Source organism: Sphingomonas parva (ex Maeng et al. 2020), assembly GCF_004564275.1.
In the GTDB taxonomy this organism is placed as follows: domain Bacteria; phylum Pseudomonadota; class Alphaproteobacteria; order Sphingomonadales; family Sphingomonadaceae; genus Allosphingosinicella; species Allosphingosinicella parva.
The window spans coordinates 30,838-55,584 of record NZ_SPDV01000001.1 but is presented as its reverse complement, the minus strand read 5'-3'; the positions used below and the strand labels follow the sequence as shown (position 1 = coordinate 55,584).

General features: G+C 68.4%; 23 protein-coding genes. 9 read left to right on the top strand and 14 right to left on the bottom strand.

Annotated features, from left to right (window positions below):
• Window positions 1–38: 38 nt before the first annotated feature.
• A complete protein-coding gene (gene dapA / locus E2493_RS00250) occupies window positions 39–914 on the bottom strand; it encodes a 4-hydroxy-tetrahydrodipicolinate synthase (protein WP_135082530.1) in 876 nt (291 codons plus the stop codon).
• A gap of 112 nt (window positions 915–1,026) precedes the next feature.
• Between dapA and E2493_RS00245 the strand changes: the two genes are divergently transcribed.
• Entirely contained in the window at window positions 1,027–3,039 is a 2,013-nt protein-coding gene (locus tag E2493_RS00245; protein ID WP_225421047.1) for a lytic transglycosylase domain-containing protein, read from the top strand.
• 47 nt (window positions 3,040–3,086) lie between these two features.
• Window positions 3,087–3,581, top strand: coding sequence for a transcription elongation factor GreB (gene greB / locus E2493_RS00240; RefSeq protein WP_135082526.1), 495 nt, complete (start codon window positions 3,087–3,089; stop codon window positions 3,579–3,581).
• A gap of 34 nt (window positions 3,582–3,615) precedes the next feature.
• Here greB and E2493_RS00235 read toward each other — a convergent pair whose 3' ends face one another.
• The 3 genes from E2493_RS00235 to aspS all read right to left on the bottom strand — a co-directional run bounded on the left by E2493_RS00235 (window position 3,616) and on the right by aspS (window position 6,737).
• Complete coding sequence (locus E2493_RS00235) at window positions 3,616–4,017, bottom strand: hypothetical protein (protein ID WP_135082524.1); 402 nt, start codon at window positions 4,015–4,017, stop codon at window positions 3,616–3,618.
• 65 nt (window positions 4,018–4,082) lie between these two features.
• Window positions 4,083–4,862 carry a polyphosphate kinase 2 family protein gene (locus E2493_RS00230; protein ID WP_135082522.1) on the bottom strand — a complete coding sequence of 260 codons (780 nt, stop codon included), beginning with the start codon at window positions 4,860–4,862 and terminating at the stop codon, window positions 4,083–4,085.
• A gap of 57 nt (window positions 4,863–4,919) precedes the next feature.
• On the bottom strand, window positions 4,920–6,737 hold the full coding sequence (gene aspS / locus E2493_RS00225; protein ID WP_135082854.1) for an aspartate--tRNA ligase: 1,818 nt from the start codon (window positions 6,735–6,737) through the stop codon (window positions 4,920–4,922).
• A 141-nt stretch (window positions 6,738–6,878) separates the two neighbouring features.
• Here aspS and rnd point away from each other — a divergent pair, with 141 nt between their 5' ends.
• Complete coding sequence (gene rnd, locus E2493_RS00220) at window positions 6,879–8,054, top strand: ribonuclease D (protein WP_135082520.1); 1,176 nt, start codon at window positions 6,879–6,881, stop codon at window positions 8,052–8,054.
• Complete coding sequence (locus E2493_RS00215) at window positions 8,051–8,374, top strand: I78 family peptidase inhibitor (protein WP_135082518.1); 324 nt, start codon at window positions 8,051–8,053, stop codon at window positions 8,372–8,374. The genes rnd and E2493_RS00215 overlap by 4 nt, the downstream gene beginning before the upstream one ends.
• 73 nt (window positions 8,375–8,447) lie before the next feature.
• On the opposite strand, the gene E2493_RS00210 is transcribed toward E2493_RS00215, so the two are convergent.
• Entirely contained in the window at window positions 8,448–9,920 is a 1,473-nt protein-coding gene (locus E2493_RS00210) for a phospholipase D-like domain-containing protein (protein WP_225421046.1), read from the bottom strand.
• 346 nt (window positions 9,921–10,266) lie between these two features.
• Here E2493_RS00210 and E2493_RS00205 point away from each other — a divergent pair, with 346 nt between their 5' ends.
• A complete protein-coding gene (locus E2493_RS00205; protein WP_135082514.1) occupies window positions 10,267–10,710 on the top strand; it encodes a GFA family protein in 444 nt (147 codons plus the stop codon).
• Window positions 10,711–10,788: 78 nt separating this feature from the next.
• Window positions 10,789–11,085 carry a DUF3892 domain-containing protein gene (locus E2493_RS00200; protein WP_135082512.1) on the top strand — a complete coding sequence of 99 codons (297 nt, stop codon included), beginning with the start codon at window positions 10,789–10,791 and terminating at the stop codon, window positions 11,083–11,085.
• A gap of 15 nt (window positions 11,086–11,100) precedes the next feature.
• Here the strand turns inward: E2493_RS00200 and E2493_RS00195 are convergent, their stop codons facing one another.
• Window positions 11,101–11,376, bottom strand: a complete 276-nt coding sequence (locus E2493_RS00195; RefSeq protein WP_135082510.1) for a hypothetical protein — start codon at window positions 11,374–11,376, stop codon at window positions 11,101–11,103.
• A 273-nt stretch (window positions 11,377–11,649) separates the two neighbouring features.
• Window positions 11,650–14,508, bottom strand: coding sequence for a TonB-dependent receptor (locus E2493_RS00190; protein ID WP_225421045.1), 2,859 nt, complete (start codon window positions 14,506–14,508; stop codon window positions 11,650–11,652).
• 301 nt (window positions 14,509–14,809) lie between these two features.
• Between E2493_RS00190 and E2493_RS00185 the strand changes: the two genes are divergently transcribed.
• Together E2493_RS00185 and E2493_RS00180 are read left to right on the top strand one after the other, a co-directional pair.
• Window positions 14,810–16,114 carry an MFS transporter gene (locus E2493_RS00185; protein ID WP_318531665.1) on the top strand — a complete coding sequence of 435 codons (1,305 nt, stop codon included), beginning with the start codon at window positions 14,810–14,812 and terminating at the stop codon, window positions 16,112–16,114.
• The gene (locus tag E2493_RS00180) at window positions 16,111–17,937 is read left to right on the top strand and encodes a hypothetical protein (protein ID WP_135082506.1); all 1,827 of its coding nucleotides are present in this window, start codon (window positions 16,111–16,113) and stop codon (window positions 17,935–17,937) included. Before E2493_RS00185 ends, E2493_RS00180 begins: the two co-directional genes overlap by 4 nt.
• Window positions 17,938–17,941: 4 nt before the next feature.
• On the opposite strand, the gene E2493_RS00175 is transcribed toward E2493_RS00180, so the two are convergent.
• The 3 genes from E2493_RS00175 to kdgD are packed head-to-tail and all read right to left on the bottom strand — an operon-like array spanning window position 17,942 to window position 21,363.
• Window positions 17,942–19,492 carry a carboxylesterase/lipase family protein gene (locus E2493_RS00175; protein WP_135082504.1) on the bottom strand — a complete coding sequence of 517 codons (1,551 nt, stop codon included), beginning with the start codon at window positions 19,490–19,492 and terminating at the stop codon, window positions 17,942–17,944.
• Window positions 19,489–20,379 (bottom strand): LysR substrate-binding domain-containing protein, encoded by an 891-nt coding sequence (locus tag E2493_RS00170; RefSeq protein ID WP_135082502.1) that lies wholly within the window; start codon window positions 20,377–20,379, stop codon window positions 19,489–19,491. Before E2493_RS00170 ends, E2493_RS00175 begins: the two co-directional genes overlap by 4 nt.
• An 18-nt stretch (window positions 20,380–20,397) precedes the next feature.
• Window positions 20,398–21,363, bottom strand: coding sequence for a 5-dehydro-4-deoxyglucarate dehydratase (gene kdgD / locus E2493_RS00165; RefSeq protein WP_318531664.1), 966 nt, complete (start codon window positions 21,361–21,363; stop codon window positions 20,398–20,400).
• A 176-nt stretch (window positions 21,364–21,539) separates the two neighbouring features.
• On the opposite strand from kdgD, the gene E2493_RS00160 reads away from it, so the two are divergent.
• Complete coding sequence (locus tag E2493_RS00160) at window positions 21,540–22,160, top strand: hypothetical protein (protein ID WP_135082500.1); 621 nt, start codon at window positions 21,540–21,542, stop codon at window positions 22,158–22,160.
• 31 nt (window positions 22,161–22,191) lie between these two features.
• On the opposite strand, the gene E2493_RS00155 is transcribed toward E2493_RS00160, so the two are convergent.
• The 4 genes from E2493_RS00155 to E2493_RS00140 form a co-directional block, all read right to left on the bottom strand.
• Window positions 22,192–22,578 carry a DUF1622 domain-containing protein gene (locus tag E2493_RS00155; protein WP_135082498.1) on the bottom strand — a complete coding sequence of 129 codons (387 nt, stop codon included), beginning with the start codon at window positions 22,576–22,578 and terminating at the stop codon, window positions 22,192–22,194.
• A gap of 90 nt (window positions 22,579–22,668) precedes the next feature.
• Window positions 22,669–23,028, bottom strand: a complete 360-nt coding sequence (locus tag E2493_RS21640) for a hypothetical protein (RefSeq protein ID WP_135082496.1) — start codon at window positions 23,026–23,028, stop codon at window positions 22,669–22,671.
• A complete protein-coding gene (locus tag E2493_RS00145; RefSeq protein WP_135082494.1) occupies window positions 22,973–23,179 on the bottom strand; it encodes a hypothetical protein in 207 nt (68 codons plus the stop codon). The genes E2493_RS21640 and E2493_RS00145 overlap by 56 nt, the downstream gene beginning before the upstream one ends.
• 102 nt (window positions 23,180–23,281) lie before the next feature.
• A complete protein-coding gene (locus E2493_RS00140) occupies window positions 23,282–24,745 on the bottom strand; it encodes a Ppx/GppA family phosphatase (protein ID WP_225421044.1) in 1,464 nt (487 codons plus the stop codon).
• Between the last annotated feature and the right edge of the window lie 2 nt (window positions 24,746–24,747).

The following is a 24,747-nucleotide window of genomic DNA, read 5'->3' as shown; positions in this document are numbered from 1 at the left end:
GATCGCACGGCAAACGTTCGGACTTTCAGACGCCGGCATCAGACGAGACCCGCATGGGCGAGCGCCGCATCGACGGCGCGGCGGCTCGCTTCCGATGGGGGCGACATGGGCAGCCGCAGCGCCTGGGGGAAATCGGGAAAGATCCGCGACAAAGCGTATTTGGTCGGCCCCGGCGAGGCGTCTGAGAAGAGCGCCGCGTGCAACGGATAGAGCCGGTCCTGGAGGTGAAGCGCCGTACCCCAGTCCCCGCCGAGGCAGGCGTTCTGGAAGTCGGCGCAGAGCCGGGGTGCGACATTGGCCGTGACCGAGATCGCGCCGACGCCGCCCATCGCCATGAAACCCAGGGTCATGTCGTCATTGCCGGAGAGCTGGACGAAATCCTCGCCGCAGGCGAGGCGATGGGCGGAGACGCGGGCGAGATTGCCGCTCGCATCCTTGATACCGATGACGGTGGGCAGCTTCGCGATCCGGGCCAGCGTCTCGACCGTGATGTCGGTCACCGTCCGGCCCGGCACGTTGTAGACCACGATCGGCAGGCTGCATGCCTCGGCGAGCAGCTCGAAATGGCGGATCAGGCCGTCCTGGCTCGGGCGGTTGTAATACGGCAGGACGATCAGCGCCGCGTCGGCGCCGCGCGCCTCGGCCGCCTTCATGTTCTGGATCGCGACCGCGGTGTTGTTCGAGCCGCAGCCGGCGATCACCGGGACGCGGCCGGCCGCCTGCGCCACGCAGGCCGCGATCACCCGATAATGTTCCTCTGCATCGAGGGTCGCCGATTCGCCGGTTGTGCCCACGGGCACAAGGGCATGACTGCCTTCGGCAATCTGCCATTCGACGAAGTCGCGGAAACGCCCCTCGTCGAACGCTTCGTCGCGGAAAGGCGTCACCAGAGCCGGGATCGACCCGCGGAACATCTATAATCTCCTTCAAATGGGGCGGCGTTCCGGACAAGGATCGCAGGCGGGCCGTTCATGGCCTGATAAGGAGGGCTCGGCCATTCTGTCCAGCATGCAGAAAAAAGTGTTGATGATGAGCCTGTTGGGCGCCTCGGCGGCGGCCATCGGAGCGGTCGCCAGCGGAGTTCCAGCCCTCAAGCCGGCGCCGGTGCTTCCGGTTGCGGCCCAATCAGTCGCGACCCAGCCCGTCGTCCCGCCCGCGCTCCCGCAGGCGCCGGTTCGCCAGTCCGCGCCCTCCGCGATCGAGACGGCGATCGCCCGCTGGAACGGGCTGCGCCAGAGCGACAACCATCCCTTCTCGTCCTACGCCTCGTTCCTGATCAGCTATCCGGGCTGGCCTGGCGAGGCAGCGATGCGCCGCAACGCCGAGAAGGCGATCAACGACGCAACCTCGCCGAGCGAGGTGCTGAGCTATTTCCGCCTGCGTCCGCCGACCAGCAACACGGGTCACGCCAAGATGGCGTTCGCGCTTCTCGCCTCGGGGCAGCCCGATCAGGCGCGGGATGCCGCGCGCCGGGCCTGGACCGGCGGCAGCCTCGTGCAGGCGGACGAGACCCGCCTGCTCGGCCTGTTCGGCGCCGCTCTCACCCCGGCGGACCACGACGCGCGGCTCGACGCCTTGCTCGGCGAGGGCGCGATCCAGAGCGCGCAGCGTGCGATCGGCTTCGCATCTCCGGCGCAGCGTCCCCTGTACGAGGCGCGGCTCGCGCTGCAGACCAAGGCGCCCGATGCGGCGGCGCGCGTCGCCGGTCTCTCCGGCTTCGAGGGCAATGCGGGGCTGATCCAGGACCGCGCCAATTATCTGCGCGCGACCGGCAACAGCCTCGCCGCCCGCCAGCTTCTCGCCAACGCGAGGATCACGGACCGTCCCGCCAACCCCGAGACGTGGTTCGAGACCCTGCTGACCAACGCCCGCGGCGCGGCCAACGACAATCAATGGTCGACGGCCTACGACATCGCCTCGCGCATCGACGATGCCTATCCCGCCGGCACCGACGTCAGCCTCCGCTCCTATGGGGAGCGCGACGCCTATACGAGCCTGGCGTGGCTCGGCGGCAGCGCGGCATTGAACAAGCTTGGCCGCCCCGCCGACGCCGCCCGCCTGTTCGAGCGCTACGCCCGTGCCGCCAAGTCCCCGCAGACCCGCTCGAAGGGCTTCTACTGGGCGGCGCGCGCCGCCGATGGCGCCCGCCAGACCGCTCAGTCGAACAGCCTGCTCGAGCAGGCCGCCGCCGCGCCCGATCAATATTACGGTCAGCTCGCGCTCGAGCGGCTCGGCCGCCGGATCACGCCGCCCGCTCCTTCGGCGATCGCGCTGACGCCGAGCGATCGCACCGATTTCGATCGGCGGCCACTTGTCCAGGCGACGCGCGCGCTCGGCATGCTCGGACGGTGGAGCGATCAGTCGCTCTTCGTCCGCGCGCTGGCGGAGAGCGCCGCCACCGATCGGGACCGTCTGCTGGCGGCCGAGCTCGGCCGCGCGATCGGACGCCCCGATCTCGGCGTCTGGGTCGCCCGGGAAGCCCGCAACAACGGCGCGACCTTCTATGCGCCGGCGGCTTTCCCCGAGGTCTCCCTGCCGCCGGCTTACGCGCACAACTGGAGCCTTGCCCACGGCATCACCCGCCAGGAGAGCTCGTTCGATCGCGCCGCAACCAGCCATGTCGGCGCGCGCGGCATGATGCAGCTGATGCCGGGGACGGCGCGCGAGCAGGCCGGCAAGCTCGGCTTGCCCTACGATCTCGGCCGACTGACCAGCGACCCGAGCTACAACGTCATGCTCGGCAGCGCCTATTTCGAGCGCCTGCTGAACCAATGGGGCGGCAGCGTCCCCCTGGCCGTCGCCAGCTACAATGCCGGCGCGGGCAACGTCTCGAAATGGCTCCGCGCGAACGGCGATCCGCGCGGCGGCGTCGACATGGTCCGCTGGATCGAGGAAATCCCCTTCTCCGAGACCCGCAATTACGTCCAGCGCGTGCTCGAGAACGCCGTGGTCTACGACGCCATCCGCGCCCAGCGCTCGGGCGGCGCCTCGTCCGGCAACCGCCTGTCCTTCTATCTCGGCAAGGCCGGGCCGGGCTGAGGCGCGCCCGGGCTGGACATTTGCCGTCGGCAGGGTGACCAGAGCGCATGGCCGAACGACCCAATTACATCACGCCCGATGGCTATCGCCGGCTGCGCGTCGAATATGAGACGCTGTTCGGCGACGAGCGGCCGAAGCTGGTCGAGACGATCAGCTGGGCGGCCGGCAACGGCGATCGCTCCGAGAATGGCGACTACATCTACGGCCGCAAGAAGTTGCGCGAGATCGACCGCCGGATCGGCTGGCTGTCGAAGCGGATGAAGAACGCCACCGTGGTCGATCCCGCCGCCCAGCCCGACCGCGCCAGGGTCTTCTTCGGCGCGACCGTGACCCTGGTGGACGAGGACGACAAGGAGCGGATCGTGACCCTGGTCGGCGAGGACGAGACCGACCCCGCCGCCGGCCGGATCGCCTGGACCTCGCCGATCGCCCGCGCGATTCGCGGCGCCGGCGTCGGCGACGTGCGCCGCGTCACCCTACCCTCCGGCGAGCGCGAGCTCGAGATCGTGGCGATCGCCTATCCCGAGAAGGTGGACGGCTGAGCCTGGGCGGCCCCGAGCCCTATCGCGCGCCGGATCAGTAGCGCCGCGCGCCCGTGAACCGGACGTGGGTGACCAGCGCGGCCCTGATCTCCGGATCGGTCAGCCGCATGTCCCCATTCTCGTCGGCATAGCGGCGGAACCAGATGTTCGCCTCCTCGGCCGTCGCCTCGGTGAGACGGCGATCCTCGTCCTGGTCGTAGCGGTCGCGAACGAGCTGCTGGCCCTCGCGCGTGCAGGCGAGCCACGGATCGAGCAGGTCGCCGCCGGCGCCCTCGAAGAAGCCGCAGTCGTTGCCGAGCCGATCATAGTCGCGGCCGGAATAATCGTAGCGGCCGTAATCGTGCCGGCCGTAGCCGTGATCGTAATCGTTGTAGGTCTCGCACGCCGCGACACCGAGCGCCGTCGCGAAGAGCGTCAGAATGGCAGCCGCCCGCATTGCCGGTCTCCTGGTTCCCGAACGATTAACCGCGATCGCGGTGAAAGGTTGCTCGTTTCGGAGCGTTAACCATCTTTTCCGAACGCTTCGCGCGCCAGCGCTTCGACCTTCGGATCGGCCTCCGGCGGGCTCATCGGCACCGCGGCCTCGAGCGCGTCGGCGACCGCAGCCAGCGCGGCGATCCGCGCCGCTTTCTTGTTGTTGCCGTCGATCGCAATCCAGGGCGCCCAGCGCGTGTCGGTTCGGGCGAACATCTCCCGATAGGCGTCGAGATAATCGGCACGCCGGGCGCGGTTGCGGAAATCGTCGGCGGTGACCTTCCACCGCTTCCAGGAATGCTCGAGCCGCGCCTTCAGCCTCTGGTCCTGCGTCTCCTGGGTGACGTGGAAGAACAGCTTCACGATCGCGGCGCCGTCGAAATGCTGCTGGGCCTCGAACTCGTTGATCTCGTCATAGCCGCGGCGCCATTCGTGCTCCGGCGTCAGTCTCTCGACCCGCTCGACCAGGACCCGACCGTACCAGCTGCGATCGAAGATCGCGATCGTCCCGGCCGCCGGGAGCTTCTTCCAGAAGCGCCAGAGAAAATGACGTGCGCGCTCTTCGCCGGTCGGCGCGGAGATCGGCCAGACCTGGAAGGCGCGCGGGTCCCAGCCAGCGGTGATGCGCTGGATCGCCCCGCCCTTCCCCGCCGCATCCCAGCCTTCGCAGACGATCAGGCTGCGCTTGCCGTGGACGACGTGCGCCACCAGGATGCGCCCGAGCCGCTCCTGCAGCGCCTCGAGATCCTTGTCGTAATCACCCTTGTATTTGGCGCCCTTCTCGTAATCGGCGAGGTCGATCGGCACGGTGCTGCTCCCAGGCTTGTCCGTGCCGAACGGGCGTTCCGCGCAGGGCGTTCCCGCTTACTCCGGAGCGACGACCTTGGCCGGGTCCTTCTTCGCCGCGCCGGCCGGCTCGACGATCCGGATGTGGAGCTCGCGCAGCTGCTTCGCCGTCACTTCCGACGGCGCGCCCATCATCAGATCCTCGGCGCGCTGGTTCATCGGGAAGAGCACGACCTCGCGGATGTTGGGCTCGCCGGCGAGCAGCATGACGATCCGGTCGATGCCGGGCGCCGAACCGCCGTGCGGCGGGGCGCCGAACTTGAAGGCGTTGATCATGCCCGAGAAATTGGTGTCGACGTCTTCCTTCGAATAGCCGGCGATCTCGAACGCCTTGTACATGATGTCCGGGCGGTGGTTCCGGATCGCGCCCGACGAAAGCTCCACGCCGTTGCAGACGATGTCGTACTGGAACGCGAGGATGTCGAGCGGGTCCCTGGTCTCGAGCGCCTCGAGCTCGCCCTGCGGCATCGAGAACGGATTGTGGGAGAAATCGACCTTCTTCGCGTCCTCGTCATATTCGAACATCGGGAAATCGACGATCCAGCAGAACTCGAAGCGGTTCTGGTCGATGAGATCGAGCAGCTCGGCGGTGCGGGTGCGTGCGAGACCGGCGAGCTTGGCCGCCTGCCCTTCCTTGCCGGCGGCGAAGAAGATGCCGTCATCGGGTCCGAGGCCGAGCTCGGCGATCAGCTTGCGGGTCGCTTCCTCGCCATGGTTCTTGGCGATCGGCCCGCCGAGCTCGCCGCCCTTCTGGGTGATGTAGCCGAGGCCGGCATGGCCCTCGGCCCGCGCCCATTCGTTCATCTCGTCGAAGAAGCGACGGCTCTTGTCGGCGGTGTTCGGCGCGGGGATCGCCCGCACCACGCCGCCGCCGGCGACGATGTTGGCGAACAGGCCGAAGCCCGAGCCCTCGAAATGCTTCGACACGTCGGAGATCAGGATCGGATTGCGAAGATCCGGCTTGTCGTTGCCGTACTTCAGCATCGATTCGCGATAGGGGATCCGCGGGAAGCTGCCGGCGGGCGTCACCGCACGGCCGTTAGCGAATTCCTCGAAGACGCCGGCGAGCACCGGCTCGATCGCCTGGAACACGTCCTCCTGGGTGACGTAGCTCATCTCGAAGTCGAGCTGGTAGAATTCGCCCGGCGAGCGATCGGCGCGGGCATCCTCGTCGCGGAAGCAGGGCGCGATCTGGAAATAGCGATCGAAGCCGGCGACCATCAGCAGCTGCTTGAACATCTGCGGCGCCTGCGGGAGCGCGTAGAACTTGCCGGGATGGACGCGGCTGGGCACCAGATAGTCGCGCGCGCCCTCCGGGCTCGAGGCGGTCAGGATCGGCGTCTGGAACTCGGTGAAACCCTGGTCGATCATCCGGCGGCGGATCGAGCTGATCACCTTCGAGCGCAGCATGATGTTGTTGTGGATGCGCTCCCGGCGAAGGTCGAGGAAGCGGTAGCGGAGCCGGATGTCCTCCGGATATTCGGCCTCGCCGGCGACCGGCAGCGGCAGCTCCTCTGCGGCGGACTGGACCACGACCTCGTCGGCGGAGAGCTCGATCTCGCCGGTCGGGAGGTTCGGGTTGGTCGCTTCCGCGCCGCGCGCCACGACTTCGCCGGTGATCGTCACCACGCTCTCCGCACGGAGATGATCGAGCACCTTCAGCGGCTCGCTGTTCGCCTTCGCGACAATCTGCGTGATCCCATAATGGTCCCGCAGATCGACGAACAAGACCCCGCCATGGTCGCGCTTCCGGTGGATCCAGCCCGAGAGCCTCACCCGCTCGCCGACATTGGTGGCGCGGAGCTGTCCGCAAGTGTGGGTGCGATAGGCGTGCATGGAGAGGCCGCTTTCCGTGTCTCGAATGGTGGTGGTTTTGCGGCTGCGGCGTTCGCGGCGCACGCGCGCTTTGTCAAGGTGAGGCGCACCGACCAAAGCCATCCTTTGCCACCCGGCGGAGGCGCCGCTATGAGGCGCGCAATGCATATCCATCCGCTGATTACCGACAGCGAGTCGCTGAAGAGCCTGTGCGACCGCCTTGCCCAGTCCGATTTCGTCGCCGTGGACACCGAGTTCATGCGCGAGAACAGCTATTGGCCCGATCTCTGCCTGATCCAGATCGGCGACCGCGAGGAAGCGGCCGCGATCGATCCCAAGGCGGAAGGCCTCGATCTGACGCCGCTGCTCGACCTCCTGGTCAACAACGAGGACGTGCTCAAGGTCTTCCACGCCGGCGGCCAGGACATCGAGATCGTCTATAATCTCACCGGCAAGACGCCCCACCCCTTGTTCGACACGCAGATCGCCGCGATGGCGCTCGGGCTGGGCGAGCAGGTCGGCTATTCGAACCTGGTCGAGAGCCTGGTCGGCAAGACGCTCGACAAGGGCGCGCGCTTCACCGATTGGGCGCGGCGCCCGCTCGACAAGCGCCAGATCGACTATGCGATCGGCGACGTCACGCATCTCGCCACCCTGTTCCCGAAGATGCTGGAGCGGCTGCGCCGGACCGGCCGCGGTGCCTGGCTCGACGAGGAGATGGAGCGTATCGCCGACCCGTCCAATTACGAGAACGATCCGGACCTCGCCTGGAAGCGGGTGCGCATCTCCAGCCGCAAGGCCGACGTCCTCGGGCGCCTGAAGGCGCTCGCCGCCTGGCGGGAGAACGAGGCCAAATCGAAGAACCTGCCGCGCGGGCGGATCATGAAGGACGAGACGCTGGCCGACATCGCCTCGCACCCGCCGTCCGGCCAGGAGGGTCTCGCCCGGGTCCGCGGCCTCTCGCCGGCCTGGGCGGGCAACGACATCGGCGGCCGGCTGATGGCCGCTCTCGCCTCTGCCGCGCCGTTGCCGCCGGAAGAAATGCCCGGCCGCGAGGAACGCGGGCCAGGGCTCGGCAAGGAAGGCGCGCTGGTCGCCGATCTTCTCAAGCTGCTGCTCAAGATCCGCGCCCGCGAGGGCAATGTCGCCGCGCGCCTGATCGCGCGCTCGGAGGAGCTGGAACTGCTCGCCGCCGGCCGCCGCGAGGGTCTCTCGATCCTCGATGGCTGGCGCTACGAGGAATTCGGTCGCGATGCGCTCGATCTGGTCGAGGGACGGCTCGCCTTCGCGGTCCGCGGCGGCAAGCTGATGATGACCCGGACCGAGAAGGGCGAATGAGCCGGCGGGCGCTGCCCCTGCTGCTTTTCGCCGCGGGCGGCTGCGCCACCGTTCCTCCGGAGAGCGCCGAGCAGAATGCACAGGCGCCCGTGCCGGTCGGGGAGGCTGAGGGAGGTACCGCATGCGATGCGACGCAGGTGCGGCATCTGATCGGGCGTCAGCAGAGCGAGGCTGTCGCGACCGAGGCTATGCGGCTCAGCGGCGCCCGGGCGCTTCGCTGGCTTCGTCCGGGATCAGTGGTGACCATGGATTATCGCACCGACAGGCTGAACATCCACGTCGACGGCAAGGGCAGGATCACCGACCTCCGCTGCGGCTGAGCCGCGTAGGACGACTCCGATCGCGGATGCGGTCGTCTCGCGCGTGACCTGGCGCCTCGAATAGCCCGGCGGCTCAGCGTCGCCGCCGCCCACCGAGCCGCGCGAGCAGCCCCGGCCGCGCCCGCCGCTCGAACAGCTCGTCCGCGGCTTCGGGATCCAGCACCTCGCCCCGCGCCAGTGCCGTCTTCACCGCGCCCGGATCCGGAGGCGTGAACGGGCAGAGCGTCCTCCCCTCGCCGCGCAACCGCTCGATTGCGCCGATCAGAGATCCTGCCTCGGCATGGGCGGCGGCGAAGGAGTCCGGTGCCATGCCGAGATGCTCCGCAAGCAGGTCCGTCCTGACGTCGCGGATCGTTGCCTGCACCCGCGCATCGTCCCGCCCGTCGATCAGCAGGTCGCACTCGCTGTCGAGGCCCATCGAGCGGTTGTTGAGATTGGCCGAGCCGACGCGCAGGAAAATGTCGTCGACGATCATGATCTTGGCGTGGACGTAGATGTCTGCGCCCCCCTCTGTCACCGGCGTGTAGATGCGGAAGCGGTGATGCCGATCGCGCGCGTGGAGGGCGCGGACGAGCTCGGCACGCGCGGGACCCATCACCGCCTCGTCCAGCCAGCCCTCCGCGGTCCGCGGATTGACGATGACGAACTCGGGCCCGTCCTTCTCCTCGAGACGCGCAGCAATCGCTTCGGCGACGACGCGCGAGGCGAAATATTGAGTCTCGATGTAGACCGATCGGCGCGCCGCCCGGATCAGGTTCAGGAACAGGGCCTCGACCTCGCGGACCTCGCCGATTTCGCCGTCCTTGCCGCGGGTCCGGGCGAGCGCCGCCGGAACGTCGCGAAAGGTCGGCTCCAACCGCTTCGGCCAGGGATCGCCGGCCGAGGCCGGCCGGGGCAGATCCTCGCCGGTGGCAATCCTCCAGCGCAGCCGGGCGAGGTCGCCCAGTGCGGAGGCGGCGTCGCCGTCCACCGCCATCGTCGCATCGTGCCAGGGCTCGTAGGCACGCCGCGTGAACGGCCGCTTGCGCAGCGGCTCGTTGTCGCAGTGGCGCCGCGTGTCCCAGCGGTCGGCCGTGATGTCGATCCCGCCGCAGAAGCCCAGCGCATCGTCGATGACGAGGATCTTCTGATGGTGGCTCGCATCGAGCGGGTGGGTGCTGTCCCACTTGATGCTGACGCGCGGCTGCACAGCCCAGCGCAGCAGGCGGAACAGGGTCGTGCCCCGCCCCGGCACGCTGATCAGCCCCTCGTCCCAGGCCAGGATGTAGATCGAGAGTTCCGGACGTCGCCGCGCCAGCCACAACAGCAACGGCCCGAGGGCGACCGGCGCCTTGCCCGCGTGCTTGCGATCGGTGAGCCAGACCCGTGTGTCGACGTCCCAGCCGATCAGGATGATCTGCGAGCGCGCCTCGAGCAGAGCCTCGAACGCGCAGCAATAATAATCCTCGGCGTCGACGATCAGCGCCGCGCGCCGCGCGTGCGTGCGTCGCCAGATGTCCCGCCCCTCGATCGGGAGCGGAGGTCCGGGAAAAGTCGCGTCTGCCACGCGACGGCAACTCCGCAACGATGGCGGAGTTGCGTCGTGCATCCTGCCCCGAACGCACGGACGCGCGCGGCCGCGGCGATGCCATTCGCGACCCGGAACGACTCGCCCGGCGCAGCGTTGTGGAAACGAGTCGGGAGATTGGCATGAAGGACATCAAGCAGCCCTCGCGCGGCCGGAGCGTCGCGGACCTGATGGCGCGCAAGGCCTCCGAGGCGGAAGCCGCCTTGATCCTCCCCTATATGTCGCTGCCGCGCCGCTAGAACGCCCGGCAGCCGCTGCCGCCCACTTCCCCCTTTTCGAAAGACCTCCCCCGCGCCTAGGATCGCGACCCGGGAGGAAGCAGCGCATGGAGAGCAGCGAGGGTGGGTGCCGGTGCGGCAAGGTCCGCTTCAGGCTCGATGGTCCGCCCCTCGTCACCTTCGCCTGCCATTGCACGGGCTGCCAGCGAATGACCGGCGGCGCCTATTCGCTGAGCACGCTCTATCCGAGCGGAGCTCTGTCGGTGCTTACGGGCGAGCCGGTGCTCGGCGGGCTGCGCGGCGCCACGCGCCATTATTTCTGCCCGGACTGCATGAGCTGGCTGTTCACCCGCCCGGAAGGACTCGACGATTATGTGAACGTTCGCTCCACGATGTTTGACGACGCAGTCGCCCACCGTCCGTTCGCCGAGGCCTGGACCCGTGAAGCGCTCCCCGGAGCCGCCACGGGGGCCGTCCACAGCTTCCCCACCGAACCGGCCGAAGAGAGTATCCCCGGCTTGCTTGCAGCCTTCGCGGACTGGCGCCGCTGAGGGCAATCCGCCGCCGGACGATCGCGAGCCGCGCGTCAGCGGTTGCGCCGACGGCACGGACGCGGCAGAGGCTGGGGCATGGCTCTTCCCGTGCAGATCAAGTGCATCACCCGCAACCCGCGTCCCGACCCTCATTACCCGGTGATCGAGATTGGCGGTTATACCGACCGGCGGTGGCGGATCGGCATCGAGGACGCCATCGAGCACATTTCCGACGGCACCTGGTCGTTCTACACAAAGGTCGATGGCCGCGTGCGAACGATCATCGTGGTCAGCCGGAACGGCCGCAAGTTCCTCGAGACGGAACGCGAGCCGGGCGCGCCGGACGATCTGATGCGGCTTCCCGAATGCCCGGCGTTCGACGAGGACGACTGACGGGCCCGTGACCGGTCAGTGCGAGGAGCCCCGCCGCAACTGTCCTGTCTGGCGTGACTCGCCCAGGCCTTCCGCTCCACCGGCGCCGACGGCAACGCGCCAGTCGCCGCCGACGCGAACGAGACGTCGGCCGCAATGGGTGCAGGTCGAATAGAGGTCCCTGCCCTCGGCGACGATCGCCGAACGCTCGTGCACTCCCATCCGGCAGCGAACCTGATGGGCGTCCTCGACGGGGTCCTGGCCTTTTTTTCCGCTGAGCCAGGAGAGCATGGCTGCGGCGTCCTCTTCCACCTGCGCAACGGTCGGTAACCGCCTGGATCCACCGTGCGCCCGACATGCTCAACAAGACGTTAAGGCGCACCTCAGGGCGGCCATCAGCCGCTCGGAAACCGGGCTCGTTTACTGACAGCGAGACGCCGTCTGCGCTGCACCGGGCCTGGCGTTGCTGGACCTCCGGGAGCATCGCGGGGAGGAAGGGGAACGGACACGCGCAAAATGGCAGCCGCCCTCGCGATGAGAGCGGCTGCATCGGATCTCCAGGAGGTGAGACCCGGGAGGATCAGATCAGAAGGTGTATCGGACGCCCGCCACGAACTGCCGGCCGGTATGGGTGTAGGCGTTCAGGCGGTTGTCGGCGTCGACGTACAGATCCGCATATTCGTCCGTGAGGTTGATGCCCTCCAGGCTCAGACGGATGTTGTCGGTGAGATTGTAGCTGATCTGCGCGTCGACGTTGGTGGTCGCGTTGGTGCCGTGCCAGCTGTTGAAGTCGTTGCCCGGAACCGCGGTCAGATAGCCGTCGCGATAGGCCAGCGAGACACGCGCGCTGAACTTGCTGTCCTCGTAGTAGAGGGTGCCGTTATAGGCGTGCTTCGACAGCCCGATCAGGGTTGCGTTGACAATCCGCGCGCCCGGCACCGTGGAGGTCAGATAGTCGATGTTCGACGTCACGTAGGTGTAGTTGGCGAGCACGCCGAAGTTGGACAGGAACCCCGGCAGAAAGGTGAGCGGCTGCTGCAGGTTGATCTCGAAGCCCTTGAGCTTGCCGCCCGGCGAGTTGACCGGCCGCGTGACCGCGAAAACCATGTCCGGCGTCGCGACCGTGCCGGCGATCAGCGAGTCCGGGAGACCCAGCGTGCTGTACACCGCCTCGCCACGCAGCGTCTGCACGAAGGTATCGATATCCTTGTAGAACAGGCCGAGGGCGAGCACTGCGCCGGCCTGACGATACCATTCGATCGACAGATCGAGGTTGGTCGACTTGGTCGGCGCGAGGACCGGATTGCCGCTGGAATAATTGCGGTTGGCGCCCTGCACGGTGACGCTGCCGCCCGGGGACAACGATCCGATGCCGGGGCGCGCGATCGTCTTGGCGGCGCTGATGCGGGCGATCAGGTTCGGAGTCACGTCGACCGAGAGGTTCGCCGAAGGGAGCCAGTCGTCGTAATCGTGCTCGACCGTGACGAAGGTCACGCCGCTGCCGACGACCGCGTTGCCGCTCGATTCGAGATCGGTGCGGAAATAGCGGACGCCGATGTCGCCGCGCACCGGCAGACCGCCTGCGTCGAAATTGAAGTCGGCCTGGACGTAGGCGCCCTTGGTCGTCTCGGTGACTTCGGCGGTGGTACCGATATTCTCCTGCAGCGCCCAGATGCCGGTGTTGCTGTAGATGTCATAGGCCGCGATGAACTTGTCGAGATCGGGCGCGAGCCACGATTGGACCGCCGTCGACGGCAGGCCGAGACCCTGGTCGAAGTTGAAGGTTCGGGACAAAGCGGCGATGCCCGGGCCGGCGGCGATCGCCGGCACGACCGACGTGTTCGCCCGCTGCAGCGCGGAGGTCGAATAATCGAATCGCTTGTAGTCCGCGCCCGCCTTCAGCGTCACGCTGTCGAACAGGTCGAACTCGCCCGACGCCTTGTAGGTGGTGAAGCGATTGTCCACCTTCTCGGGCGTCAGGCGGACTTCGGACGTTCCGGGGACCATCGACCATGCGTCCGGGCTGGTCGCATCGAAGTTGAGCGTCATCTCCATCATCCGCGGACGGAAATCGTAGATGAAATCCTGCGAATTGAGGCGCTCGAAGGTCACGATCGTCGCGACCGGATCCTCGTACTTGGACGTCGAGCGGCCCGCCATCGCGCGAAGGCGCAGGCGATCGCCGAGCTCCTGCTCGATCGTGCCGGTGATCTGCCGGAAATTGGTGTTGAGCTCGTTGTAGCTCGACTGGGTGCGCAGATCGACGTTGTCGATCTCGGCCTGGACGAGGTTGTTGCCCTCGACGATGCCGCTGCGGATGATCGACTGCGGCTTGCCGGTCCCCGGCCGGCTCAAGCCGAGCGCCTGGAGCTGCGATTCCTTGCGGGCGCCCTCGAAGCGGGAGAAAAGGCCTTCGACCGTGATCAGCGTGCTGTCGGCCGGCTTGAATTGGAGAGCGCCGGCGATGCCGAGCCGCTCCGAGCTGGTATCGTAGCTGGCATAGGCCGGGATGCGCGGGTGATAGAGCGCCGTCTCGGGATCGCTGGTGTCGGTGAGTGTCCGGTTGATCTCGGCGATGGTCTTGCCGGCGACGGTCGAGGCCGGATTCCAGCCGCCGTTCGAACCGCCATAGGTCCAGCGCGTGATGTTCGCGCCTTCCTCGAGCAGGTGCCGCTTGTCCCACGACGCGGACAGCAGCGCGCCGAACCGCCCGTCCTTGGAGCGCCAGGACCCCAGGAACGAGAGGCCCGGCTGCACGTCCTTGACGAGATCGTTGTAGCTGCCCTGCGCCGAGAGGACGAGCTTGTTGCCCTTGCTGTCGAACGGCTTCGAGGCATTGAGGTCGACGGTAGCGCCGAGCGAGCCTTCGTCGACCTCGGCCGACGCCGTCTTGCGGACGATCAGGTTGGAGAACAGGTCCGACGAGAAGATGTTGAAGTCGAAGCCGCGACCGCGGTTGGTGCCGCCGCTGTTCGAGGTGCCCGACGAGGTGGCGATCGCCTCCATGCCGTTGACGCGAACGCGGGTGTAGTCGGAGCCGAGTCCGCGAACCGAGATCTGGCGGCCTTCGCCCGAGCGGCGGGTGATCGCGACACCGGGAATGCGCTGCAGCGACTCGGCGAGATTGAGATCGGGAAAGTCCGCGATGTCCTCGGCGGAGATGGCGTCGACGACGCCATTCTCCTGGCGCTTGATGTTCAATGCATTGGCAAGGCTGGCCCGGAAACCGGTGACGACGATGTCGCCGTCATCCTGCTGGGCCGCGCTGGCGGTCCCGGCATCGGCGGTGGCCGAGTCCGTCGCTTGCTCCGTGCCGGCCGCATCGGCCGCGGTGTCCGGCTCCGCGACCTCCTGGGCGTGCGCCGCCGGTGCCATCGCCAGTGCGAGCCCTGCCGTCGTCACCGTGAGCGCGAACTTGAGCTTGTTGATGCCAGCCAAAGCCATCGGTTTTCCTCTCTCGTGGTGGGTCCCGCCGTTGGTGTGTCCGGCCTTCTCGTCGGTGCCGGATCGCGTAGCTTTCGGTACCTCCGCCCACTCCGCCAAAGCCAATCCCAATCCGGCATTGATCATTGCTCTTCGTGCACTGATGCGCCTGATCCACTCCGCACGCGTCGCGCGGGATCGTGCCAAGTCGTGGCTTGATCGAGCCGCTTTTCAGCTTGGACGCGGCCGACGGCGCACTCTAGCGTCGCGCGACACAATCGGCAGAGATCCCGCCAAGAGGACGATGCCCTGGAGAGCAACGATGGCCAGACCGACCCGCGTGCGCCACCGCATCATCGCGCTGATCTTCCTGATCACGACGATCAACTACGCCGATCGCGCGACCTTCTCGATCGCCGGCAACGCGGCGGCCGGGGAACTCGGGCTCTCGCCGATCGAGACCGGCTACATCCTCTCGGCCTTCGCCTGGGCCTATGTGATCGCCCAGATCCCCGGCGGCGCCCTGCTCGACCGGTTCGGCACCCGCCGCATCTACGCGGGCGCGATCGCCTTGTGGTCGATCTTCACCGCGCTCCAAGGCACCGCAGGCCTGATCTTCGGCGGCTCGGTGGTGACGATGCTGTTCTGCCTTCGCTTCCTGGTCGGCTTCGCGGAAGGGCCCTCTTTCCCCGGAAACGCGCGGCTGGTCGCCGCCTGGTTCCCGGCGCCAGAGCGCGGCACCGCCTCGGCGATCTTCAACTCGGCGCAATATTTCTCGCTGGTCGCCTTCGCCCCGCTGATGGGTTGGCTGGTCCACGATTTCGGCTGGCGGAGCGTCTTCTGGGTGATGGGTGCCCTGGGCTTGCTCGCGGCTCTGATCTTCCTCGCCTTCATCCACAGTCCCGTGCGCCACAAGGGCGTCAACGAGGCGGAGCTGCGCTACATCGAGGAGGGCGGCGGCCTCGTCCGTATGGAGGACCGCCCGAAGGACGCGGCGCGGACCTTCACCTGGGCCAATCTCCGCCAGCTGCTCGCCAACCGCATGATGATCGGCATCTATCTCGGCCAATATGCAATCAACGTGCTCACCTATTTCTTCGTCACATGGTTCCCGATCTACCTGGTCAAGGAGCGCGGCCTGAACATCCTCGAAGCCGGCTTCGCGGCGGCCGCACCGGCGCTGTGCGGCTTCGTCGGCGGGCTCGTCGGCGGCTTCGCGTCGGACCGGCTGCTGAAGCGTACCGGCTCGCTCACCCTCTCGCGCAAGCTGCCGATCGCGCTGGGCATGCTGCTCGCCACCGCGATCATCGCCTGCGTCTGGGTGGAATCGGAATGGCTGGCGGTGACGCTGATGGCGATCGCCTTCTTCGGGAAGGGTGTCGGCTCGCTCGGCTGGGCGGTGATGGCCGACGTCGCGCCGAAGCAGCTCGCCGGCCTCGCCGGGGGCGTGTTCAACACGTTCGGCAATACGGCGGGCATCGTCACGCCGATCGTCGTCGGCTACATCGTCGCGGCGACGTTGTCGTTCGATCTCGCCCTCGTCTTCGTGGGAGCGCACTGCCTGCTGACCATCTTCGCCTATCTGGTGATCGTCGGACCGATCCGGCGGCTCGAGCTCGCCGCATGAAAGTCGACCGGCGCACCCTGCTCGCCGGCGCCTGCGCGGCGGCGGCAGCCCTCCCCGCCTCGGCGCGAGTCCGCCGCGCCGACCTGCTGGTGTCGACGCCGATGGCGGCGCCGCGCTGGGCGCAGCTGCAGCGGCGACTGCTCGCCGCCAATGCCGAGGCCTGCGAGGCGTTCTACCGCACCTATGTCGACGAGCGCGACTGGCTGAAGGTGTTCGAGCGCTGGGGCGCGAACGACGGGCCGGATGATGCGGCGGAAGCCACCAACGACTGGATGACGCTCCACGCCCTCGGCGCCCCCGAGAGGCTGCGCACGCTGACCGAGCGCTTCTGGGAGGGGCATCTGCGCCAATATGCCGAGGCGCGCACGGTCGCGGTGCCGATCGCCCGGCAGGGCATGTATTTTCGCGAGTTCCCGGTCCAGATGGACTGGCAGCACAATTCGGAAGGGCTCACCACGTTCAACGTGATGGGGCTGAGCACGCCGCGCAGCCGCAAGCTGATCGCGCGGACGCGGCGCTATGCGGATTTCTACACCGGCCGGGATCCGACCGCTCGCAATTACGATCCGCAGCGACGGATCGTGCGCAGCGTCATGAACGGCAGCCGCGGCCCGATGCTGCGGACGGCAACGCCGCTCGACTGGGTCGGCGATCCGTTCGACGTCTCCCCCTTCCACATGGCGCACGGCGAGACGAGCTACGAGCAGACGCTCGCCCATTACGCCGAATATGGCGACGTGGTCGGCGACAACCCGCTCAATCTCCAGTCGACGACACTGGGGCTCAACGCTTATTCGCTCGGCGCCGGCGAGCGCTACCGCAGCTGGGCGCTGGACTATCTCGGCGCCTGGGCAGAGCGGGCCGCGGCGAACGACGGAATCCTGCCGAGCTATGTCGGCCTCGACGGCGAGGTCGGGCCGCACTGGTGGCGCGGAGTCTACGGCTGGGGCTTCTCGCCGGTGGTGCCGCAGACCGGCGAGCGCGAGAACCGCAACCGCGTGCCGCGCTCGATCACCGCCTTCTACAACGGCCTGCTGCTCAGCGGCGACATGAGCTTTCTGACGCTGTGGCGGCGGCAGAACGCGCGGATCAACGACGCCGCGCGCAAGATCGACGGCGTCCTTTCGGCGCCCACCATGTACGGGGAAAAAGGCTGGTACGGCTGGAAGCCGGGGCCGTATCGGACCAGCGGCTTCGAGATCTGGTACGCAACCCAGTCGCACGCCGATCGGGAGGCGGCCGGAGACCACCCGTGGATTTCCTTCCTCGAAGGCCGCAACCCGAACTATCCGGAAACGGCGCTCGAGGCGGACCTGAAGCGCATCGCGGACCGGGTCGCGGCCCGGGAGGCGGATCGGACAACCCCGGAGACGCGGCTCGCCGATTGGCCGCTCGACAAGAATCCGGCCAGCGCCACGGCGCTCATCCAGCTGATGACCGGCGGGCTTCACATCGCCCGGCCGCCCTGGTCGCCCACCAGCCCGCCGCAGGGCGGCGTGCCGCTCCACTGCCGGCTGCGCTATTTCGATCCCGCCGAGCGCCGCGCCGGTGTGCCGGACGACGTCGCGGCGCTGGTTCACAGCCTCGGCGACACCGGCAGCGAGGTCACGCTGGTCAACCTCGGCACCCGGCCGCGCGACGTCGTCGTGCAGGGGGGCGCCTATGGCGAGCATCGCATCGACAGCGTCACCCTCGACGGACGCACCAGCCGCGTCGGTGGTCGTCATTTAACGCTGCGCCTGGAGCCCGGCTGCGGCGCGCGCCTGGCGCTCGCCATGACCCGCTACGCCAACCGCCCCTCCCTCGCCTTCCCCTGGTCGTGAGGCGTCAGCCGCCCGGCTTGATGTAGGGCGCGACCTCGAACAGCAAGCGCTCCTCGCGCCGGGGATCATTCTCGATCCGCGGCTCACGGTCGAAGATCATCGTCGCCCGGCGGGTGAGGTCATAGCGCGGCCAGTGCGGCAGGCCGGGCACGTTCGGATCGCCGGTGCGGGCGAGCGCGATGAACGCATCGGCCATGCGCCCGGCAAGCCGCCGCGCATCCGGCCCATTACCCGTCGCAGCGCCCGGCACGCCGGTGTTGTCGAACACCAGGGGAATGTCGAGCGTGTGGAAGGCCCCGAACACGCCGCCAGCCTCCGGGGAAGGGAAATCCAGCTGGTACATCCAGGTCGGCGCCTCGATCCGGGCGCGCTCCTCGGCCTGGATGAGATGGCCGGGCCAGGAGCGCCCGGCAGTCGAGGCGGCGAGCAGGATCTGCCCCGGCGTCCGCTCCGGATACAGCGCACGATAGCGCGCGACCACGTGATCGGGCGCCACATCCCGCACCATCTCGCGCGCGAGCCGGGCAGGCAAGTTGTCCCAGGTCGTATCGCCGCGTTCCAGCGTCGCGCGGATCCACAGGCCGGTCTCGTCGTGGGTATTGCCGACGATCAGCGGAATGTGGGCGGCCTCGCGCGGCGCGCCCGGGTAGAAGGGATGGCGGACGAGCACGCGATGATCGAGCGTGGACGTGAAGCTGATCTCACCCTTGCCTTCGAGCGGATCGGTCATCGCCATCGCCTCGACGAGACGCTCGACCGGAAGCCGCTCGAGTTCGGCGACGCTGCCCGCCCCGGCACGCTCCATCCACGCCCTGGCGCGCAAGGTCGCGTGGTTGGGGCCGGCGGCGGTGACGTGCTGACCGCTCATCGTCGCAGCCGCATGGAAAAGAGGCCGCGCCTCGGCCATCGCCATGAGCGTCACGACCTTCGCGCCGCCGCCCGATTGGCCGAAGATCATCACGCGGTGCGGATCGCCGCCGAAGGCCGCAATATTGTCCCGCACCCATTGCAGCGCGAGGACGATGTCGAGATTGCCGACGTTGCCCGATTCCGCCGGTCCGCCGAGCTGGGCGAGATAGGCGTAGCCGAGCCCGGCGAGACGGTGATTCAGCGTCAGCACCACCACGTCCCCGCGCCGGGCCAGGTTGGCGCCGTCGTAGAGCGGGTCCGAGCCGGAGCCGTGCGCATGGGCGCCGCCGTGCAGATAGACCATCACGGGACGGCGGCCGTTGTCGAGCGCAGGCGTCCAGACGTTGAGGAACAGACAGTCCTCGCTCGTCGCCTCCGGCGCCCTCGTCTGGGGGGCGGCCGGGCCGTAGGCGAGTGCGTCCGCCACCCCGGGCCAGGGCGCCGGCGGCAAGGCACGGCGGAAGCGCGTTCGGGATGTGTCCCCTCCGTAGCGGATCCCCCGGAAGACGAGGACGCTCCGCTTCGTGCGTCCCCTCACCCGCCCGTGTCGGGTCGCGGCAATCGGGTCGCCGCCACGTCTGCCGACAGCGTGGGCGGCGACCGGGACGGCGAGCAGGCCGCCAAGCAGCGCGCGCCGGTCGATCATGCGCCGAGAACGTCCGCGCAGAGTTTGCGGATGCTGTCGAGCGCCGGGTTCCGATTGTCCCGGTGCCAGGCCATGTGCAGCTCGACGGGCGTTTCGGGGGCCGTCAGCAGCCTTCGAAACTGGACGTCCTGGAAATGGAGCTCGACGGCCGATTCGGGAACGAGCGCCGCGCCGATGCCTGCCCGGACCAGGCCGAGCATCGAATGGATCTGCGTGACATGCTGGACGTAGAGCGGCGCGATCTCGGCCTCGGCGAACAGCCGGATGAGAAGATCGTGGAAATAGCCGGCGCCCTGGCGGGCGTACATGATCAACGGCTGGCCATCGAGATCGCCGACCTCGAAGGTGGATTGCCCCTGGCGCGGGTCGCCGGGCGGAAGCGCGACCAGCAACGGCTCGCCGCGAACATGGATCGCCTCGAACTCCTGCCGCTCGAGCGGCGGCCGGACGAAGGCGATGTCGATCAGCCCGGTGAGCAGCGACTCGACCTGATCGACCGTGACCATCTCGCGCAGCTCGATCTCGATATTCGGAAGCGAGGCACGCGCCTGGGCGACGATCTGCGGCACCAGCCCGTAGCCGGACACGGCGGTGAAGCCGATCGCCACCTTGCCGCCCTCGCCCTGCGCCACGCGCCGCGCCGACAAGGCGGCGCTTTCGGCAAGCCGGACGATGCGCCGCGCCTCGATCAGGAAGACCCGCCCGGCCGGCGTGAGGGCTACGTTTCGGCTCGTCCTCTCCAGCAGCATAACGCCGAGAATGCGCTCGAGCAGCTGGATCTGCCGGCTGAGCGGCGATTGGGTCATGTTGAGCCGCTGCGCCGCGCGGCCGAAGTGCAGTTCCTCGGCGGCGGCGACGAAGCAGCGGAGCTGGCTGAGCTCGAACATGATCCCAGCCTAGCCGCTTCAGGCGGCGGCGGCGAGTTCGTCCGGCGCTGCGACCTCGATCAGCATGCGCAGCTCCTCATGCTCGCCCGGGCTGAGATCGGTCAGCGGGCTGCGCACCGGCCCCGGATCGCGGCCTACGAGCCGGCAACCCGCCTTGACGATCGACACGGCATAGCCCCGGCCGCGGTTGCGCAGCGCGATATAGGGCAGGACGAACTGGCGGAGCTGCTTCAGCACCTCCTGGCGATCGTCGGCGCGGACGGCACGGTAGAAGGCGAGCGCCCACTCCGGCATGAAGTTGAAGATCGCCGACGAATAGGTCGTGACGCCCATCGTCAGATAGGGAATTGCGAAGGTCTCGGCGGTCGGGAGGCCGCCGACATAGGTCAGGCGATCACCCATGCGGGCGAAGATGCGCGTCATCAGCTCGATGTCGCCCACACCGTCCTTGTAGCCGACCAGATTGGGGTTGCGCTCGCACAGCCGCGCGAGCGTCTCGTCGTCCACCACAGCATTGTCGCGATTGTAGACGATGACGCCGAGGCCGGTGGCGCGGCACACCGCCTCGATGTGCCGTTCGAGGCCTTCCTGCTTGGCGCCGACGAGATAGGGCGGCAGCAACAGCAGCCCGTCCGCTCCGGCCTGCTCGGCGTCGCGGGCGATCTCCACCGCGATCGCGGTGCCATAGCCGCAGCCGGAGATCACCGGCAGGCGCCCGCCCGCCTCGGCGACGGCGGCGGCGACGACCGTCTTCACCTCGGCCGGGGTCAACGAGAAGAATTCGCCGGTGCCGCCGGCGGGAAACAGGCCGCTGAGCTCGTGGCTCAGCATCCAGGCGCAATGCTCGCGATAGCTCTGCTCGCGAAACCGGCCATCGTCGCCGAAGTGGGTCACCGGAAAGGAGAGCAGGCCGCCGCCCAATCGGCGGGCCATGTCCACGGGGCTCATGCTGGTCACATCCATCTCCCAATGCCCGCTGTCCACGTCGGGCTTCGTCTTCGTTTACGGGATGACCGCGCCGAGAGGCCAAGCCAAAGGCGCACTCGATCGATGCAAGACGTGGCTCGATCCGCGGCGGCGCCAGGTCCGAAACGCCGCCGTGCGCCCGACGCGCTTCTCGCTTATCCTCGCCGGCGTCACTCTTTGGGGGAGAGCTTGCGATGAGAACGGCGACGATCATCCTGGCGTGGTGGCTGGTCACGACGTCGGCCGCCTCGGCCGCGCAGTCGTCGGCGCCCGCCATGCCGTCCTGCGCCGGGTGGCCTTCGTGGAATTCGCCGCCGGGTCGTCAGTGGAGACAGGCGAACCGCTGGCGCTATCATTCGGACGAAGAGGCGCAGATCGCTTTCCAGCGCCTCACTTCGGACTCTCCGTCTCCCTGGCCGGATTGGTTCGTGCCGACGCAGCAGGAGCTGCCCGTCGGCACGCGCTTCAAGATGGTGCTCGGAGCCTACCAGCCGCCGACGCGTCCCGGCGGTTTCGGCACGTTCGACGACATCCTCCACGTCGAAGATTTGCGCCTGGGCCTGGCGGTGAAGGAGAAATGGAAACCGCTGGTCGACCGCGTCGTGACCTATGAGGTGACGCGGCCGTTGCCGGTGCATGTCGGGCCGATCGGCCCGCAGCTCGACGCACAGGCCTGCCGACTGCTTCCCGGCCGCCTGTCGCAGCTCGAGATGCTGGTGCCGCCGGACCAGCGCATGGCGCATCTTCGAATCGTCTCGATCACTCTGTTCCAGCCGGTCGAAAAGGCCGCGTCCACCGCGCCCCCGCTACGCTAGATCCGTGCGGCTCCGCCGCCCGGCTTGCAGGTCAGCGCGCTTCGCGCTCGCCCACGGCACGCCGCCGCCAGGGCACGACGCCCTCGATCTCGGTCTCCAGCGAGAAGCTGAGGAAGGTGCGGATCAGCACGATGAGCCCGAGCAGGCCCACGCTCTCCCAGGTAAGCGGCGCCGTCACAGTGGCGATGATGTCGGCGCCGACCAGCAGCTCCAGGCCGAGCAGGATGCCGCGGCCGAGATTGGCGCGGTAGGAATCATAAGCGGTCTTGCGAGTGGTGCCGCGCAGGTCGATCGCAAACCGCACCGTCGCCAGCACGACCGAGAGGACGATTACGACCACTCCGAACAGTTCGAGGCCCTTGGCGACCGGCTCCATCATCTGCGCCAGACCTGCCGCGAACCCGCTGCCCTGCTCCATTTCCTGCTCCCCTCGGTCTTGGTCCGGGCCGCGCGCCCTGCGCACGGAACGTGCCGCCTCCAGAACCGATCCGCCCCGTGGGCCGAGAGGTCAGAGGCTGAGCGTTCCGGCAAGAACGACTACTGCAGGCAGGAAGAAGATCAGCGCGATTGCAAGCCGCGTCCGGTTGTAGCGGCGCCAGGCGAACAGACCCGCGATCGCGGCGACGAGCAGCAGCAACGGACTGAAGAACAGCAGGTAGACGGCGATCCAGCCGAACGCCGAGCCCGTCTCGATAACGAGCGGCGCCACCATTGCCCTCGGCAAGGCCGGCACGATCAGGATCGCGGAGACGGCGGCGATCAGCGCCGCGCAGCCGCGGCCGGCGGTGCCGGAGGCCTTCGCCCGCCGGGGATCACCGGGCGGCGTAGCTGCGCGGCAGGTTGGCGAGCGCGACGCGGGCGCGTTCACTGTAGAGAAGCGCGAGGTGATAATGGGCAGCCGCGGCCGGGGTGGTCTCCGTCCGAATTGCCTGCACCGCCTCTTCCTCGGCGCGCCGAAGCAGGAAGGCAGTCTCGGTGTCGGCGGTCATCACGATCGTCACCCTTCGGTTGGTTCGCACTCTCCCCTGTATAGGACGATCTTAAGACAGAGCGCGGACGCTGCCACGTCCGCAGCGACGAGGCGTGCCTCGGCCCCGTTCAGCCCCCCGGCCCGAGCGACTTCAGAGGGTGGAGACGCGGGTCCTGCACCCCAGGGCGGAGCCGAGGCGGCGGAAGCGGCGGTCCACCGTCTCGCCGTAGAGCGCCTCCTCCCCCGCGCGCAGGCACAAGGTCAGCGTGCCGTCGGCGCAGCCGAGGCGGCTACGCTCGAGCGCCGCCGCGAGGCCGCCGCTCAGCCGCTGGCCGAGACGCATCGCCAGGCCCCAGAGCGCGGCGCGTTCGAGCTCCGCCTCGGTGCACAGCGCGGCGACGGCCTTGTCGGGCAGGCTGCGGCCGCCGCCGAAATTGGCCCAGAGCGCCTGCGCGATCATCACGCGCTCCGGCGCATCGACGCCGACCCAATTGCCGTGCAGCGCCATCTCGAGTCCCCGCTCGGCCCGGAAATCCGGGTGCGCCTGCCAGGCCACGTCCGCCAGCAGGCAGGCGGTGAGGCGAAGCCGAGCCCGCTCGGGCGGATCGTCGAAGATCGGCGCGATCCAGCGATCGAGCAGATCGCCATGCTCGCCGAAGCGGCTCAGCCCCCGCCCGGCGTCGCGCGCCGCCTCGACGAGAGGATCGAGCTTTCGCTCCTCCTCGGTGAGCTGATGGTAGAGCAGGCCTTCGCGGATGCCGAAGCTCGAGACGACGAGCTCGCTCGGCTCCAGCTCGTCGGCCACCGAAGAGAGGATCAGCTTGGCCGCCGGCAGGGTTGGAATGCGCGACGCGGTCAACGTCGGGATGCTGCGCGGATCCGCCTTGTCAAGCAGCCGGATCATCTTCCGCAGCTCCTCGGGCCGCGACGGCGCCATCCGATATTGGTGGGTGATGGCCAGAGGATAATTGGTCGCGATCAGGTCGAGGCGGGCGAGCGCGCGCCAGGAACCGCCGACCATGTAGAAGGGCCTCCCTCTGCCGCGCGCGCCGAGGCCGGTGTCCTCCAGCGCCTCGCGTAGCGTGGCGCGGACCCGCGCCTCCGCCTTCCTGTTCGGCTCCCCGATTCGCAGCACGCCGAGCGGAAGCGAGACGCTGCGGCCGACCTTGCCGCCGCCGACCTCGGCCAGCTCGAGGCTGCCGCCGCCGAGATCGCCGATCACCCCCTCGGCCTCGGGGATGCCGGACAGCACGCCTTCCCCGGCCAGGATGCCCTCCATCTCGCCCGAGATCACCTCCGGATCGAAGCCGAGCGCGCGGATGCGGTCGAGAAAGGCATCGCCGTTCTCGGCGTCGCGCGCGGCCGCAGTGGCGACGACCCGGGTGCGCTTCACGTCCATCTGGCCGATCAGGAGGCGGAAGCGACGCATCGCCTCAAGCGCCCGCTCCTGCGCCTCCTCCCCGAGCCGTCCGGTCTTGGCGAGGCTGGCGCCGAGGCCGGCCAGCACCTTTTCGTTGAAGATGATCGAGGGGATCCGCGGCGATCCCGAATAGACGACGAGACGAACCGAGTTCGAGCCGATGTCGACGATCGCGACCGGTTCGGTGTGGGGCACTG